This window comes from Syntrophus buswellii, from assembly GCF_046097065.1.
Lineage (GTDB): Bacteria > Desulfobacterota > Syntrophia > Syntrophales > Syntrophaceae > Syntrophus > Syntrophus buswellii.
Window position 1 is genome coordinate 703,651 of the sequence record NZ_CP175563.1, and the last position, 15,303, is coordinate 718,953.

The 15,303-nt window shown below is 55.1% G+C and carries 11 protein-coding genes and 1 tRNA gene; 10 read left to right on the forward strand and 2 right to left on the reverse strand.

Annotated features, from left to right (window positions below; all coding sequences use genetic code 11):
• The first annotated feature begins 7 nt into the window (after nt 1-7).
• From ACJ77P_RS03215 to ACJ77P_RS03240, 6 genes are all read left to right on the forward strand, one after another.
• A complete protein-coding gene (locus ACJ77P_RS03215; RefSeq protein ID WP_367360964.1) occupies nt 8-580 on the forward strand; it encodes a chemotaxis protein CheW in 573 nt (190 codons plus the stop codon).
• Between the two features lie 31 nt (nt 581-611).
• Complete coding sequence (locus tag ACJ77P_RS03220; RefSeq protein WP_408998961.1) at nt 612-2,672, forward strand: methyl-accepting chemotaxis protein; 2,061 nt, start codon at nt 612-614, stop codon at nt 2,670-2,672.
• A 39-nt stretch (nt 2,673-2,711) separates the two neighbouring features.
• Complete coding sequence (locus ACJ77P_RS03225; protein ID WP_408998962.1) at nt 2,712-5,033, forward strand: response regulator; 2,322 nt, start codon at nt 2,712-2,714, stop codon at nt 5,031-5,033.
• 15 nt (nt 5,034-5,048) lie between these two features.
• Nucleotides 5,049-6,134 carry a chemotaxis-specific protein-glutamate methyltransferase CheB gene (gene cheB, locus ACJ77P_RS03230; protein ID WP_408998963.1) on the forward strand — a complete coding sequence of 362 codons (1,086 nt, stop codon included), beginning with the start codon at nt 5,049-5,051 and terminating at the stop codon, nt 6,132-6,134.
• Nucleotides 6,135-6,226: 92 nt separating this feature from the next.
• Nucleotides 6,227-7,039: an exodeoxyribonuclease III gene (gene xth / locus ACJ77P_RS03235; protein ID WP_408998964.1), complete on the forward strand. Its 813-nt coding sequence runs from the start codon at nt 6,227-6,229 to the stop codon at nt 7,037-7,039.
• A gap of 188 nt (nt 7,040-7,227) precedes the next feature.
• Complete coding sequence (locus tag ACJ77P_RS03240) at nt 7,228-7,818, forward strand: GAF domain-containing protein (RefSeq protein WP_408998965.1); 591 nt, start codon at nt 7,228-7,230, stop codon at nt 7,816-7,818.
• Here the strand turns inward: ACJ77P_RS03240 and ACJ77P_RS03245 are convergent.
• On the reverse strand, nt 7,736-9,058 hold the full coding sequence (locus ACJ77P_RS03245) for an MFS transporter (RefSeq protein ID WP_367360958.1): 1,323 nt from the start codon (nt 9,056-9,058) through the stop codon (nt 7,736-7,738). The genes ACJ77P_RS03240 and ACJ77P_RS03245 overlap by 83 nt on opposite strands.
• A 159-nt stretch (nt 9,059-9,217) precedes the next feature.
• On the opposite strand from ACJ77P_RS03245, the gene ACJ77P_RS03250 reads away from it, so the two are divergent.
• The 4 genes from ACJ77P_RS03250 (at nt 9,218) to ACJ77P_RS03265 (ending at nt 14,042) form a co-directional block, all read left to right on the forward strand.
• Nucleotides 9,218-11,320 (forward strand): DEAD/DEAH box helicase, encoded by a 2,103-nt coding sequence (locus ACJ77P_RS03250; RefSeq protein WP_408998966.1) that lies wholly within the window; start codon nt 9,218-9,220, stop codon nt 11,318-11,320.
• 137 nt (nt 11,321-11,457) lie between these two features.
• Nucleotides 11,458-11,533 (forward strand) — tRNA-Glu (locus tag ACJ77P_RS03255).
• 396 nt (nt 11,534-11,929) lie between these two features.
• Nucleotides 11,930-12,418 carry a hypothetical protein gene (locus tag ACJ77P_RS03260; RefSeq protein ID WP_408998967.1) on the forward strand — a complete coding sequence of 163 codons (489 nt, stop codon included), beginning with the start codon at nt 11,930-11,932 and terminating at the stop codon, nt 12,416-12,418.
• Nucleotides 12,419-12,587: 169 nt separating this feature from the next.
• The gene (locus tag ACJ77P_RS03265; RefSeq protein WP_408998968.1) at nt 12,588-14,042 is read left to right on the forward strand and encodes a hypothetical protein; all 1,455 of its coding nucleotides are present in this window, start codon (nt 12,588-12,590) and stop codon (nt 14,040-14,042) included.
• 224 nt (nt 14,043-14,266) lie between these two features.
• Here the strand turns inward: ACJ77P_RS03265 and ACJ77P_RS03270 are convergent, their stop codons facing one another.
• A complete protein-coding gene (locus ACJ77P_RS03270; RefSeq protein WP_408998969.1) occupies nt 14,267-15,286 on the reverse strand; it encodes a sodium:calcium antiporter in 1,020 nt (339 codons plus the stop codon).
• Between the last annotated feature and the right edge of the window lie 17 nt (nt 15,287-15,303).

Sequence of the window (15,303 nt, forward strand, 5' to 3'; positions counted from 1 at the left end):
TCTTTAAGTGAGGGGCGATTTGGCGGAATCGAGGCAATCCAAGGACGCTTCACCGGTTACGGACGGGGAAGACATTAAAAGAATTCTGAAGGAGCGCGCCCTGCGCCTGGCGAAAGAGCCGGAGGCATCGGCTCAATCCGTTCCCTGCCTGGAGGTCCTTTCCTTTATGCTGGCAGGGGAGCGGTATGCCATCGAAGCCCGGTGCGTCACCGAGACGATGCCGCTTCGGAATTTGACGTATCTGCCCGGGTTGCCCGGTTTCATCCTGGGAATCGCAAATGTCCGGGGGCGGATTCTGTCCGTCATGGACATTAAAAAATTTTTCGATCTTCCTGACAGCGGATTGACGGACCTCCATAAACTGATTGTTGTCCGTCATGGAACGATGGAGGTGGGGATTGTTGCCGACGGCCTTCTGGGCATCCAGGAGATTCCGAAGGATTCCCTGCAGCCATCCCTCCCGACCCTGACCGGCGTTCGTGAAAACTATCTGGCCGGTGTCACGGATACGGGTACAATTGTGCTGCAGGCGGAAAAAATCCTCTCCGATGACCGGATCCTGGTCAATGACGAGGGATGAGGCTATATAAAGAAAGGGGTACAGGCGAAAGATGAAGAGAAAACTGGGGACGAAGCTGCTGGCCGGTGGCCTTCTGGTTGTTGTCATTCCCTTGATCGTGATCGGCATTGCCTCGGTTTACAAGGCGACAGACAGCATTTCGTCTATTGCCCATGAAGAGATGCTGAATGTGTCCAAGGTATTGTCGGATACCATCGACCTTGGACTTTCGGAGGAACTGCGCCTGGCCCAGGCGATTTCACTTTCCAACAGTGTTGTGGCTGCCGCGGAAAAGGTGGCAGAGGCCGGCAGAGAGGCAAGCGGGAGTGAAATCGCCCTCGCTCAGCGCGAACTCGGCAAGATACGGGAGGCCGCCGGCGACCGTTATGATACGATTGTCCTCTTCGGGCGGGACGGGCTTGTCTTCGCCGACGGTGTCAAGGGAAGGGATGTCGGAATCAATGCCTCGGACCGGGAGTACTACCGAAAGGCCCTTCAGGGCCAGTGCAACCTCGGCGATGTGGTCAAATCCAAAGCGACCGGCAATCTGGTCTGCATGGCCGCCTGCCCGATTTTCTCGGGAAAGAATCAAAGAATCATCGGCGTGGCGAGCTGCATGATCAATGTCACCCACCTGATGGAGATGGTGAACAGGGTAAAAATCGGGCAAACCGGGTATTCCCTGCTGGTGGACAAAGAGGGTTACATACTGGCGCACCCCGTGAAGGAGAACATCCTGAAGCTCAACTACAAGCAGGTCAGAGGTTTGGAGCACATGGTGGAAAAAGTCGCGAAGCAGGAAACCGGGGTGGTGGAGTATCAATTCGAGGGCGTGGACAAGGTGCTTGCCTTTTCGAACATGAAAGTCGCAGGCTGGACGGCGCTCACGACGATATCCCGGTCGGAGCTGCTCAAGCCGGCGATCTTTACCGGCAATCTGATCGCCGGTGTAGGGGTCTTCTCACTGCTGATCGCCGCCGCTTTTTTCTACTTGTTTTCGAGGAGTTTGACCCGTCCGCTGGAAAAAGTCGTTTCAGCGGCGGAGCAGATTGCAGAGGGCGACCTCAGTGTTCAGATTTCGGACGAGAACCGTCAGGATGAAATCGGCGTGCTGGCGCGGTCCTTCATGAAGATGACCCAGTCTCTCCAGGAAAAAGCCGAGCTGTTCCAGCAGATCGCTAACGGAAACCTCACGGTAACGGTGAAAACCCCGGCAGACAGAGACGTCATGGGCAGGGCCTTTGCCGCCATGGTCACCGCGATGCGCGGCGAGATGCAGGCCATCCGGGAAGCCGTCAATGTCATCGCCTCTTCGGCCAGTCAGATTTCCGCCTCGACCACGGAGCTGGCCTCGGCGGCCGGTCAGACGGCGTCAGCAGTCAGCGAAACCACATCCACCGTGGAGGAGGTCAAGCAGACCGCCCATCTGTCCACACAGAAGGCAAAGTATGTCTTTGACAGCGCCCGGAAGGCCACGGATGTTTCCCAGCAGGGCCGGAAGGCCATCGACCTGGCCGTGGAGGGAATGAATTTCATTCGGACCCAGACCGACGCCATTTCCGAAAGCATTATGAAATTGAGCGAACGCAGTCAGGCCATCGGGGAGATCATCGCCTCGGTCAACGATATAGCGGATCAGTCTAATCTGCTGGCCGTCAATGCGGCCATCGAGGCGGCCAAGGCGGGCGATCAGGGAAAAGGCTTTGCCGTCGTCGCACAGGAAGTGAGAAACCTGGCGGAGCAGTCCAAGCAGGCGACCGCGCAGGTGAGGACCATCCTGAACGAAATCCAGCGGGCGGTCGGTGAGGCGGTCATGTCGACGGAGCAGGAGATCAAGGCTGTTGAGACGGGGATGAAGCAGACGTCCGAAGCGGGGGATTCTTTCCGCCGCCTGGCGGATACCATTGAAGAATCGGCTCAGGCAGCGACTCAAATTACGGCGTCCAGCCAGCAGCAGCTCGTTGGAATGGATCAGGTCGTGCTTGCCATTACGAATATCCATCAGGCCAGTTCACAGAACGTTGCCGGGGCGAAGCAGGTGGAAAATGCCGCTCAGAATCTCCATGATCTCGGTCAGCAGCTCAAGCAGCTGATCGACCGGTACAGGCTCTAATCCGGGTAAGGCGCCATGGTAACCAAGCAGGAAGCCTTTTTGAAAAAGCTTATGGGCACCTTCCGCGTCGAAGCCGCCGAGCATCAAAAAACGATTCTGGCGGGGCTGGCGGACCTGGAGTGGCGCCAGGATTCGGAACGGCATCCTGAGATCCTGGAGACCATCTTTCGGGAGGCTCACAGTCTGAAAGGAGCCGCCCGTGCCGTCAACTGGGATGAGATTGAAATTCTCTGCCAGGCGCTGGAAAATGTCTTCGCCGCCCTGAAAAATGACTCCCTGCGGGCGACACCTGCCCTGTATGACGTTCTCTATGAGGCAATGGATATCCTGGAGCGGATCCTTGCCTCGGAATCTCCCGATTCCCGGGCGCTGGAGGCGTCCCTCGTCTCGCAGACGGTTTTAAAACTGGACGACGCGGCATCCGGCCGGTTACCGGAGCGGAAGACGGAAGAAGCGCTGGAGGAACCCGAGGATCATTGTGAAGAGGAACCAACCAGCCGGGTGTCCCCTCTGCCCGACACGGCCACGGAAGGGGCTGCGGCCCCCGCCGAAGGGAGAGGATTGGCCGAGGACACGGTGAGAATCCCGACGGAACGGTTGAACCACCTGTTCCAGCAGGTGGAGGAACTCTCTGTTTTTAAAGGTAATATCCGGGCCAGGTATGCCGATCTGCAGGACCTGGAGTGGAAGCTCCTTGATGTGGCCTTGGAGGGGACCAGGACTTCCGCGGAAGTCAGAAAAGTGTGGCATGCCCCGGGACACGCGGAGGGGGCTGGCATTGACGGCAAAGCGCTCCCGTTTTTTTCGAAAATGATCAATTTTCTTGAAGAAAACGAGAAGCGGTTGTCATCGCTGGAGCATGAGTTCAAGGCCGCCTCTCGAGCTCTTCAGCAGAATTCTTATGAATTCAGCGGCAGGATCGATCATCTTCTGGAGGACATGAAGATGACCCTCTTTCTGCCCTTCTCCTCTCTGCTGGACATGTATCCTCATGCCGTTCGACGTTTGGCCCGGGAATTGGGCAAGGAGACGGAGTTCCTGGTCGAGGGCGGAGGCACCGAAATCGACCGGCGAATCCTGGAGGAGATGAAGGATCCCCTGATACACCTTCTCAGAAATGCCGTTGATCATGGAATCGAAACGCCGGAAAGGCGGCTGGAGAAGGGGAAGCCGGCGTCGGGGAAAATCAGGCTGTGCATTTCATCGAAGGAAAGCGGGAAGGTGGAGATCCTGCTGGAGGATGATGGAGCCGGGATCCGCCTGGACAATGTCCGGGGGGCTGCCCTGAGGAGCGGCCTGCTTTCCCGGGAGGAGGCGGACAAACTGACCTGGGAGAATGAGCTGAATCTGATTTTTTTCTCCGGACTGTCCACGGTACCCATTCTGACGGATGTCTCCGGAAGGGGGCTTGGGCTGGCCATTGTTCGGGAAAAGGTGGAAAAACTCGGAGGCTCCATCTCCGCGGAATCCGCACCGGATCAGGGAACAGCCATCCGGATCATCCTGCCGAGGATTCTGGCGACCTTCCGGGGTATTCTTGTTGAGGCAGGCAGGCAGCTTTTTGTTCTTCCCACTGGAAATGTGGAACGGGTGGCGCGAATCCGCCGTTCGGAGATCAAGACGGCGGAAAACCGGGAAACAGTCCGCCTGTATGACAGGACCCTGTCCTTTGTTTCACTCGGGCCGGTATTGGGCTTTCCCCAGGCCGTCGATGCGGTGCAGCAACGGGAACATGTGGAGATTGCCGTGTTGAGCTCCGCCGGCACAAGCCTTGCGTTCGGCCTGGACCGGATCAGGAATGAACAGGAATTCCTCCTGAAGCCCCTGGGGGGGCCGCTTGTGCGCGTGCGAAATATCGCCGGGGCGACCATACTGGGAACCGGCGAGGCGGTTCCGGTGCTGAATGTGGCTGACCTGATCAAGTCCGCCATAAGGCAACTGGATTCGGGAGGATCTTCAGGGCCGGCGCCCGGACGGGAGAGCACCGAGGAATCTCAGCGGCTGTCGGTTCTCGTCGTGGAGGATTCCATCACATCCAGGACGCTTATTCGCAATATTCTCGAATTTGCCGGCTATCGGGTCATGACGGCGGTCGATGGAATCGACGCCCTGACGATTCTGCGGACGGAGTCCGTTGATCTGGTGGTTTCCGATGTGGAAATGCCCAGGATGAACGGATTCGATTTAACGGCCCGGATCCGGGCGGATAAAAAACTCGCAGACATGCCGGTGATCCTTGTCACGGCCCTGGAATCGCGGGAGGACAAGGAGCGGGGAATCGATGTCGGCGCCAATGCCTACATCGTCAAGAGTCGTTTTGATCAGAGCAATTTGCTGGATGTCATCAGAAGAGTGGGATAAACGAGGTATCGGAGAATGCCTTTTTGTGAGGACAACAAAAACATTTCCGTCCTGATTGTGGAGGATTCCCCCGTGGTTCGGGATCTGCTGATTTCCATCCTGGATTCCGATTCGCAGATCCGCGTCGCCGGGGCCGTGGAAAGCGGTGAGGAGGCCCTCAGGGAGGCGAAGCGCCTTCATCCCGACCTGATCACCATGGATGTCATCCTGCCCGGCATGGACGGGCTTGAGGCTACCCGCAGGATCATGGAGGAAGTCCCCACCCCGATTCTTATCGTCAGCGCGGCGTGGGTCAGCACCGAGGTGGAAAAGACGTTCCGGGCCATTGAAGCGGGGGCGCTGGCGGTATTGGAAAAGCCGTCCGCCTCTTCCGTCGGCATCGATGTTCGGGCGCGGGAGCTGATCCGGGCCGTGAAGGTCATGTCCGAGGTCAAGGTTGTGCGTCGGTGGGCGCGGAATTCCAGGGGTGAAGCAGCCCTGACCGTTCCGGATGACCTGGATGTCGGGAAAGTGGTTCAACAGCCGTTCGATGTTGTGGCCATAGGCGCATCAACGGGGGGGCCGACGGTTTTGAAAACGGTCCTGTCGGGATTGCCCGAAAACTTTCAGGCGCCCATCCTCATTGTGCAGCATATGACCCAGGGTTTTATCGGCGGGTTTGCAGACTGGCTGTCCCGGGCCTCTCATTATCCCGTCTCCGTTGCCGTCAACGGCCAGGAAATCCGTCCGGGTCACGCCTATGTCGCACCGGACGGCCTGCATATGGGGGTGAATGGCTTCGGAAAGATTGTCCTGGCGAGAGGCGAGCCGGATCACGGGCTGCGCCCTTCCGTGTCCCATCTCTTCCGTTCCGTGCTTCGCGCCTATGGGAAGAACGCCGCGGGGGTTCTGTTGACGGGAATGGGAAGAGACGGGGCTCACGAACTCAAGGCCATGAAGGACAAGGGGATGCTTACCATCGCACAGAGCAGGGAGAGTTCGGTCGTTTTCGGGATGCCGGGAGAGGCCATCGGAATGAATGCGGCGTCATATATTCTGCCTCCGGAAAAGATCGCCCGGATGCTGAAAAAACTCAACGCGAAGCAGCCACCCGCGGATTGAAGGGGCGTGTTCAGGCGGCCAGGGGAAGCGAATCAGGATTGCTGAGGCTGTTTTATGGAACGCACCGTGGGGTGGAGACAGGAGCCGTCAAGATGAAGGAGAATCAGGAAAAAGCGGTGGACCGGTTCAAGATCGCCACCTACAACGTTAATTCCATTCGATCCCGTCTCCCTATCGTGCTCTCCTGGCTCGAGGAAAACCGGCCCAATGTCTTCTGCATGCAGGAAACGAAAGTGGCGGATGACCGTTTTCCTGCCGGCGCCTTTTCCGATATCGGCTATTCCATCGTTTTTCGGGGAAATAAACAGTACAACGGTGTTGCCGTGGCTTCTCTGGGCGATCCTGAAAACGTGCTGCTCGGTTTGGGGGCAGGAGGGGAGGAGGCCGACGAGGATCGGTTGATTGCCGTCCGCCATTCGGGCATATGGGTGATCAATACCTATGTTCCTCAAGGCCGGGGCAAGGAAAACCCTCAGTTTGCCTATAAGCTCCGCTGGTACGACCGCTTCAGGAGCTTTCTGGAGCGGAACTGGTCGCCGGACGATTCGCTGATCTGGTGCGGTGACCTCAATGTGGCCCCGGAAAGCATCGATGTCCATGACCCCAAGCGGCTTCTGGGGCATGTCTGCTTTACGCCCGAGGTGTGGGATGCCTTTGCCCGTGTGAAGTCCTGGGGGCTGGAGGACCTGTTCCGGAAGTTTCATCCAGGCGAGCCGCAGAGCTACACCTTTTTTGATTACCGCGTTCCCGGGGCGGTGGAAAGAAAACTGGGCTGGCGCATTGACCACATTCTTTCCACGCCTGGCCTTGCCCAACGCTGCAGTGGATGCGCTATCGACATGAATTCCCGGACGGCAGACAAGCCGTCGGATCATGTGGTCCTCTTTGCAGACTTCATGTTATGAAGGTCGGGCGGAAAGGGGCGGACGTGTGCCATGCCGGGTGAAAGCCGACCGACGCGGAACGGCAGGGAAGCGGGGCATGTGTCCATGAGCCGCGTCATGAAGCCGGTATCGTCATCGACAAGGAGCGTTCCTGAAATGAGGGCGCAAGAGTTTGTCGTACAAGAAAAGGGGGGAAGGAGCGGCCATATATGAGTGACATCTTGGATACGCTGAAAAAAAATGAAGAAATTGCCAGAAAATTTCTGAAGGTCGAGCTGGTGCTGAATCTGGCCAACACCCCCTCGAAATTGCTGGAAACGGTTCTTCGGGAGCTGGAAACCGAATTCAACATTCCCTACCGGTGGTTTACCCTTGTGCAGCACACTGGCAAGAATGATCTGGTTGCGCGCCTTGCCATGACGGAAAGCCTCAAGGAGCAGGTGGGTATTCTGGATGAGGCATCCTTCCTTGAAATTCTTTCCGGGAACACAGCCACCGTCCTTGCCAATGATAATCTCCGCCCCTTTTACAAGCTGTTTCCGAAAACACGGAAATACTTTCTTAAATCCATTGCCGTTGTTCCTCTGTTTCTGGACGGGGTTCTCATCGGCAGCCTCAATCTCGGAGACGCTTCTCCGGAGCGCTATTATCCGGGGATGGATACGAGCCTGCTTCAGCAGCTTGCCGGAAAGGTGTCGGAAAGGCTTGAACGGCTGCTTATTCCTCCGAGGAAGAAGTCCGACAGGTCCGGTTCATCCCTGGACTGTACGAGCCCGGATTCCGGGGCTTCAGAATCATGATGAGGAAGGTGATGATCACCAGGACGGCAAGATTGATCCGCCAGGCGTAATCGTAGGAGCCATACCGGTCATAGATCATTCCGCACAGCAGCGGACCGGCGCTGCCGCCGATTCCGGCTGCAAAAAAGGTCAGCACGCCATAGGTCGTCCCCAGCACGTCCGAACCGAAGCGATCGGCCAGAAGAATAGGCATCATCGGGGCGATGGATCCGTATCCGAAGCCGAAGAAAAAGGCGTAGAGAAACAGGGTGGTCGTGCTGTCGGCATTCATAAGGATGGCTGCACCGAGAGCCATCATGAAGAAACCGATGCTCGAGGCATATTTGGCATCGGATATCCGGTCGCTGAACCAGCCGAAGAAAAACCGCCCCAGGATGCTGGCCACCCCGAGAAATCCCAGGGAAGAAGCCGCCGCGATCCTGTTGACGCCCTGGTCGATTGCGAAGGCCACTTGATGAACAAAGATAGCCATCTCCGACATGACGGCCAGGCTGTAGCACAGTGCAAGGAGCCAGAATCGGGAGTCTCTGAAAACCCGGGCAAGGGAGGCTGCCGGCGCCGGCGTTCGGGAGAGGGCCGGTCCGTCCTTTTGCGTCGAATCCGGGGCCGATTCTGAACCAGCCTGCCCGGCTCCGGGGCATGATGTTCCTCCATCGTTATCGGGAGGCGTTTTCTTCATCAGCCCCTGTGCCAGACCCGCCACGCCGATCAGGATGACAAGCCCTAAAAAGATAAACCCCTTCCGCCAGCTTTCCTGGACGATATACCCCAGCAGGGGGGACAGAATCATGGTTCCCACCCCGATCCCCACGGACGCCGTTCCAATGGCCATGCCCCGGTTTGTCACAAACCATTTCCCTACCGAGGAGCTGCAGACGACCACGCCGAAACAGGAGGTTCCCGCTCCGCAGAGCAGTCCATAGGTCAGGTAGTACTGCCAGGGCGATGTCACAAAGGCCGTGAGAACCATTCCCGAAGAGGCGAGCATGGCGCCGATCATCATGATTTTCCGCGGAGCCATCCGATCCAGCAGATAGCCGGAAAGGATGCCGCCGATTCCATAGGTCAGGATCATCAGGGACGCGCCCAGGGAAATTACGGAACGGGACCATGAATATTCCAGGGACATGGGCTTCACAAAAATACCGAAGCAGTAACGGGCTCCGTAATTGATCCCCATGATCAGAAAAGCACCGAGAACAACGTACCAGCCCCAGTAGAGATTCCGCCTGATACCCATGATGAAAGACTCCTTTCCTGCACTGAAAGCCTGCGTGACGGGGCATCTTTAGGTTGGAAGCGCTGATTTGTCAATGAAAAAAGAGGTTTATTCCGGAAACAGGTCTTTACCGCAGGTCCGATCCGTGATAGAAAAAATGAACGGATATTTGAATCAGTAATGGAGGATGTTTCCACGGAACATCGAATAAAAACACAAGGGGGCAGGAAATCCCCTCCCGCAGACCGTTCGCCGGACTCCAAACCGCAGGTCAGAGGGCGAAGGCGAAGCGCCTCTTTATCCCGCCTGCAACCGTCCATCGAACCTGTTCTGAAGGGCGTCTTTTCCCGGATCGGTAAGCCGCCGGACAGGGAGTTTATCCCGGACGAATTTCAGCTTCAGGCCCTGGATGCCATTAAGAAAACCGACTGCCTGGTGATGGCGCCCACCGGTTCCGGAAAAACCTGGATCGCGGAGCAGGCCATTCTGTCCGTCTTCCGAGCGGGGGGACGATGCTGGTATGCCTCGCCGCTGAAGGCGTTGAGCAATGCCAAATGGGTGGAATTCAGCCAGCAATTCGGCGCGGAGCATGTGGGAATCCTCACGGGGGATACGAAGGAAAATCCGGATGCCCCCATTATCGTCGGGACAACGGAAATCCTTCGCAATCAGCTTTACGATGTGATGCAGCAGGGGGAAAACCTGCGCTGCGACCTGGTCATTCTGGATGAGGCCCATTATCTGGGAGATCGGGACCGGGGGGTGGTCTGGGAAGAGATCATGATCTACCTGCCCGTTCGTGTGAACCTCCTTCTCCTGTCCGCAACGATTGGGAATGGTGAGGAAATTGCCGCCTGGCTCTTCTCTCTTCGGGAAAAACCCTGTACCGTGATACGGGAAGAGAGGAGGCCCGTACCCCTTTTTCCGCTTCTCCTCCATCCTTCGGGACGGGTGATGCCGCTCATGGAAGGAAGGAAATTGTACGGCAAGGTCGTGGAATACATCGCTGCCGGTAAGACGCGCAGAGGGGGTAAGTCAGCTGCTCCCCACATCGGGGATATCATCCGTCTGATGGAGGGTTACGACCTTCTGCCGGCCATCTTTTTTCTGAAATCCCGTTCGGAGTGCGATGCGGCCCTGAAATCCTGCACGCGGCTTGCCGGGAAGTCCGGCAGTGAGCGTTTTTTCTACGATCTTGAAGAGCTCCTCAGCCGTTTCCCCTTTCTGCGCCAGCACCGGCAGTTATCCTGCCTCATCGATTATCGGGTTGCCTCGCATCATGGCGGACAGCTTCCGGCATGGAAATTTTTTGTGGAGACCATGATGAAAAAGGGTCATCTGCGGGCCATTTTCGCGACCTCCACCGTGGCCGCCGGGGTGAATTATCCAGCCAGGACGATCGTCCTGTTCAATTCCGATCTCTTCAACGGACACGAGTTCTGTCCCATGAGCGGGACGGAGTTTCACCAGATGACCGGAAGGGCGGGGCGCAGGGGGCAGGACAATATCGGCTTCATGCTGGCGGTGCCGGGACGATTCATGGACCTGGTTCATGTCAAGAAGCTTCTCTTTCAGCCGCCGGATGAGATTCTCAGCCAGATCCGGAATGATTTTTCCATGGTTTTGAATCTTCTGCTGTCCCAGACCCCGGAAACGATCCGGGACATCTTTGAAAACTCCCTGGCTTCCTATCAGCGCCAGAAGCACAATTTGTGGAGGGAGTTCCTGCGGCATCTCGAATTTCTGAAATCCGAAGGATTCGTCGACTCTTCGGACCGGTTGACGGATAACGGCATCTGGGCGTCTCAGTTACGTCTCGATCAACCCCTGCTGATAGCGGAAGGCCTGAGGACTCAGGGTTTTCCCGAAAAGGATGAGAAGCTGCTGGCCGCCCTGGTTGCACCGTTCGTATATGATTCCGATCAGGAGATCCCCCTGGATAAGCGCAGGACCTCCCGCAAGCTGAGCCGGGCCTTTGCACGCCTGGTCCGGAACCTCGGTCCTTTGACGGAACGAATGACGGCCGCCGGATTCCCTGTTCAACCCCTCTATTTCTGGACAAGTGTCGCGGTGTATGCGTGGGCTTCCGGAGAAGACTGGGACGGCATCCTGGAGCTTCTGGGCGTGTCCGACGGAGAAATGGCCATGCTGATCCTGCGAACCGCAGACAATCTGAGGCAGATTGCCTCCCTGAGAGAGACTCATCCCGAAATGGCGGAATTGGCCGTCAAAGCCCGGGATGCGATTCTCAGGGAACCCGTCGTCTTCGAATGGGAGGGGTGATGGCTGGCCGTCATCAAAGAAAATTCGGCGGAGATTGATTTGAAGCTTGACATATTCCCCGTCATCAGGGTATAAGGCCAAATTCGCACGCAACGGAATTTTCCGTGCTGAAAATACATCCAACAGATATCCGGTTTGTCCCCATCGTCTAGAGGCCTAGGACACGGGCCTTTCACGCCTGTAACCGCGGTTCGACTCCGCGTGGGGACGCCATCAATAAAAACAGGGACTTAGGAAGTTTTTCCGGTCCCTGTTTTCTTTTCTGAAAAAGCCGTCCCCAGCACTATTCCCAGCACGGCTAAAAAGCCGGATAAGATGTGATCACTATCCGGTTTCTTTTGTCATGTAGGTTGAAATTCTGATCTGCGGCACCTGCTTGAATTTCTTCAATTTGACCGATCAGGTCGCCATGGGGACGATTTCCAACATGTACGACATCGCCTGCACCATGGCATCTTTCTATACATCCTGTAGATTCGTGCGTTACATATCGAATGTTCGAATATATTGTTGAAATAAATCTGTCAGGGGTTTAATCTAACCACCCAAGATAATAAGTAAGTGATTTCCGAAAGTTCATCGGAACTTGAAACGTATAGGTGATATGATGTGGTAATCGGCATTCAAGTTCCTGGAGTTAAACATTTAAGGAAGTGTCTATTCATCTTTCAGTCTATCCATACAAAAGGAAGAGCAGACAGAACAATAGAATTACTTGTTATGCAGCCACAGGGAATGAGTATGAATGAATTTGGAGCCTTTACATCTTTCCTATCCGGTATTGGCTTAGGTGGTGTGATCACCTTTTTGATAAAACATTTCCTCGAGCAAAGATCAAAACTAAGGGAGATGTGGCTTTTAGACTACAAGGCCTCCTGTGATGGTTTGCTCGATGCATATCGGGAAGTCGCGCTCAAAGATTCCGATGAATCGAAGAAAAAATATGCCTATTGGGAGTTAAAGTTACAACTGTATGCCTCGGAAGCTGTGCTCCAAAAGCTTCAAGAATTGAAGGATAGTCCACCAGGTACGACAGCCAGAGAAGCTGCTCAGCGAGCATTGTTAAGAGAAATGCGTAAGGATCTTGGATTTGCATAACAAGTCGCTGTTGTCGGACAATTTTTCCACCGCTTCGCGGCTCCAAAATTGCCGCAAAGCTCGTCGTTAAATGTAGCATAGAAGAACTGCTGTAGAGTCGAAATGAAAGCCGATAAAGAGGTGGGTTCTTATTTTAGAACGTTAGAATTCCTATTTAAGGAGCCTTGATATGACTGTAAAAATTATTTGTATGTATATTGCTCTGGTGATTTTTTCTGTCTTTATAACAGGCTGTGCATCAGAATTCACAAACTTTACACCCACTAGCGGTGCTATTTGCACTGAGGTTACGATCATGCGGGAAGGCGGACACCGTTTCGGTACACATATTGTAGCGTTCAACGGGGTGAGGAGTTTGGATATTAGACTTGGACCGCGTTCAGAATCAAATGTCATTGCTGTAGTGCCACCAGGGGCTACCACTGGTCCTGTGACAATCCGCCAGAACAGCGGAATGGGAATGTTTATTGGCATGTTAGATAGTGATACTTACGAACTGGGCAACTTTACTGTGACAGGCTCACCTGCTGTACCCAATATTACCTCTTTTAATGCAGTCCCCGAAGAGATCGACGAAGGGGAGGCGAGTACATTGCAATGGTCAATCACCGGGACCACAACCCATCTCGAACTGAATAGTTCCGAGTCTGAAACGATCGATGTTACAGGGGCAACGAGCTACACAGTTGCTCCAACCCATACCACGAACTATCGTTTAACAGCCGTCAATAAGTGTGTTACTGAAACCGATTCTGTAACTGTCCTGGTTAACGAAACACAGGCTTCACCGGAGATCGAAGATGTTGATGCCGGTTTTCCGGGTGAGTCGGTTACCGTACATGGTAACAACCTTCGCTATCGTCCGCGCGACGACAGACCCTATGTCGAATCCTCCCTGATATTTGCTCAAGGCGGGACGAGTTATTCGCCCGTTGTCGATAGTAGTCCGAGAGATAGAGAGCTGAATGGTGACTTGCCGGAAGCCATAAATCCTGGTGCAGCAACCGTAAGGGCTCGCGTGGGCACTTTGGAAAGCGAGCCTTTCGATTTTGCCGTAGCAGGCCGGGAAAACGGCTCATTCCAAAATGTAACCCTGCAAATCACCGGTAGCCATACCTGTACCAGCGGGAGTATTGTACGGACCCTTGAAATCAGCGGTGACGGTGAAGAACGCACTGCCAACTTCGAAGAAGGAGGTAGTCGTTTGTGGCGAGAATCCTTTCATCTTGGCACATCAAACACAGGTGCCGGATTCTCCGGAGATTGCATGCATGGCGTGATCGTCGGGCAAAATACTTCCGTAACCGACAACAAGTTCGTGATGCATGTGCGTGACTTGGCCGCTGGACGTACTCGAGTGTCAGAGACATCTCTTGGTCAAGGTGTGCAAGTGCTGTTCAGCCCGGATGACAGTGTCGTGCTCTACAAGGCACAGGACGATTTCAGGGGAGTCGGTTTCGCAGTGATCCATCTCTACGATATGCGGGATCACAGTGTCATGCCGGATCCTGGTCCTGGGAACTCATGTACGGCATGCAACAGTCTCAGTGCAAGAGTTGTTAATTACCGAGACGTTGAAATAACATTTGATGGTGATGATTATGGTCCATATCATATAGAATAATCGTATCATTTCAGCTTTTTGAAAATCTAAGCTGCCAGTTTAAAAAAATGTGCTGAAAGCTCCTTTTTTTCAATGGCAAGTTTGGCCATATCGAGCAGCTTCTCAATGGGATTATGTCCTTGAAGTTCGGCGGTACGGAACATCGACATCAGAATTGCCTGAGTTCTAGCACCCTTTTCCGAGAGTTGTTCCCGGATGTCTTTTACCTTGTCTCTCCAGCCTGCCTAGTGTCCATAGAGATAGAGAACGAAGGAGTTGAGCATGTAGAGAGCAAGCAGGAACAGGCTGGTCCAGCCAAACGTTCCAAAGAGGCGCTTCCGGGGACGGTAAATCAGACCGACGATCACCACGGCACTCATGATGACGACGGTAAAAGCGGAAACGGTATGCTGCGCGGCTACGTGGGAAAGCAGCGGGCCTTTTGTGTAGAACAGATCGTCAATAGCCACGATCTGAACATTGAACAGATTGCTGCCCAGCAGATTGCTTACGGCCATGTCGAAAGCGCCGAGACGCAGCGCGGCGATACTCACCACTGTCTCCGGCACCGTCGTGGCGATGGCTATGAACAATGTGCCGATGAAGCTCTGTTCCCAGCCCATGACACGGGCCAGATCCGCTCCGATAAAGGGCAGCCACAGGCCGGCCCCGACAACCACAAGTGAGGACAGAGCGCAATAAACAATCGCCTGATGTAGTGTCAGGTCCGGATAGCGCTCCGCGGTTTCTTCCGGAGGCTTCCGGCGTTGGAGCTGCTCGTAGCGGAACACAGTCCGGACGGCAACGGCGTAAAGGACGATCAATGCGATCGAGTAGAGTCCGACATGCCCGATGGACGGCACCCGGCCGCCGGCTCCAGTCATCAGGTTGAAGCCGACGATTCCCGTAAGAATGATGCCGAAACCTGCCGAGAGGATGTGTCCCCGGCTTATCCGGCAGTAAAGGGATTCTCCCGCGGTCATGACATCGAGGATCGCAATCAGCATGAGGTTGAAAATGCAGGCCCCCAGGATGTCGCCCAGGGTAATATCGGGTGTATCCGCCAATGTGACCGAGCTGACCCCGGTCATCAGTTCAGGCAGTGAGGTTACGGTTGCCAGGAGTATCAGACCTATCCAGGTTCCGCCTGTCCCTGTCTTTTCGGCGATTGCATCTCCGTAGCGGGAAAGGCGCGATCCGGCCACCCCGATCAGGATCATGCATATCATAAAGGAGAACCAGGCGGTCCCAACGGATGTGTTCATGGCTATTCAAAGAAGAA

Excerpts from the sequence above, each read along its gene's own strand:
- ACJ77P_RS03220 (WP_408998961.1), top strand. The coding sequence starts at position 612 with ATGAAGAGAAAACTGGGGACGAAGCTGCTGGCCGGTGGCCTTCTGGTT.
- cheB (WP_408998963.1), top strand. The coding sequence starts at position 5,049 with ATGCCTTTTTGTGAGGACAACAAAAACATTTCCGTCCTGATTGTGGAG.
- xth (WP_408998964.1), top strand. The coding sequence starts at position 6,227 with ATGAAGGAGAATCAGGAAAAAGCGGTGGACCGGTTCAAGATCGCCACC.
- ACJ77P_RS03240 (WP_408998965.1), top strand. The coding sequence starts at position 7,228 with ATGAGTGACATCTTGGATACGCTGAAAAAAAATGAAGAAATTGCCAGA.
- ACJ77P_RS03245 (WP_367360958.1), bottom strand. The coding sequence starts at position 9,058 with ATGGGTATCAGGCGGAATCTCTACTGGGGCTGGTACGTTGTTCTCGGT.
- ACJ77P_RS03250 (WP_408998966.1), top strand. The coding sequence starts at position 9,218 with ATGGAGGATGTTTCCACGGAACATCGAATAAAAACACAAGGGGGCAGG.
- ACJ77P_RS03265 (WP_408998968.1), top strand. The coding sequence starts at position 12,588 with ATGACTGTAAAAATTATTTGTATGTATATTGCTCTGGTGATTTTTTCT.
- ACJ77P_RS03270 (WP_408998969.1), bottom strand. The coding sequence starts at position 15,286 with ATGAACACATCCGTTGGGACCGCCTGGTTCTCCTTTATGATATGCATG.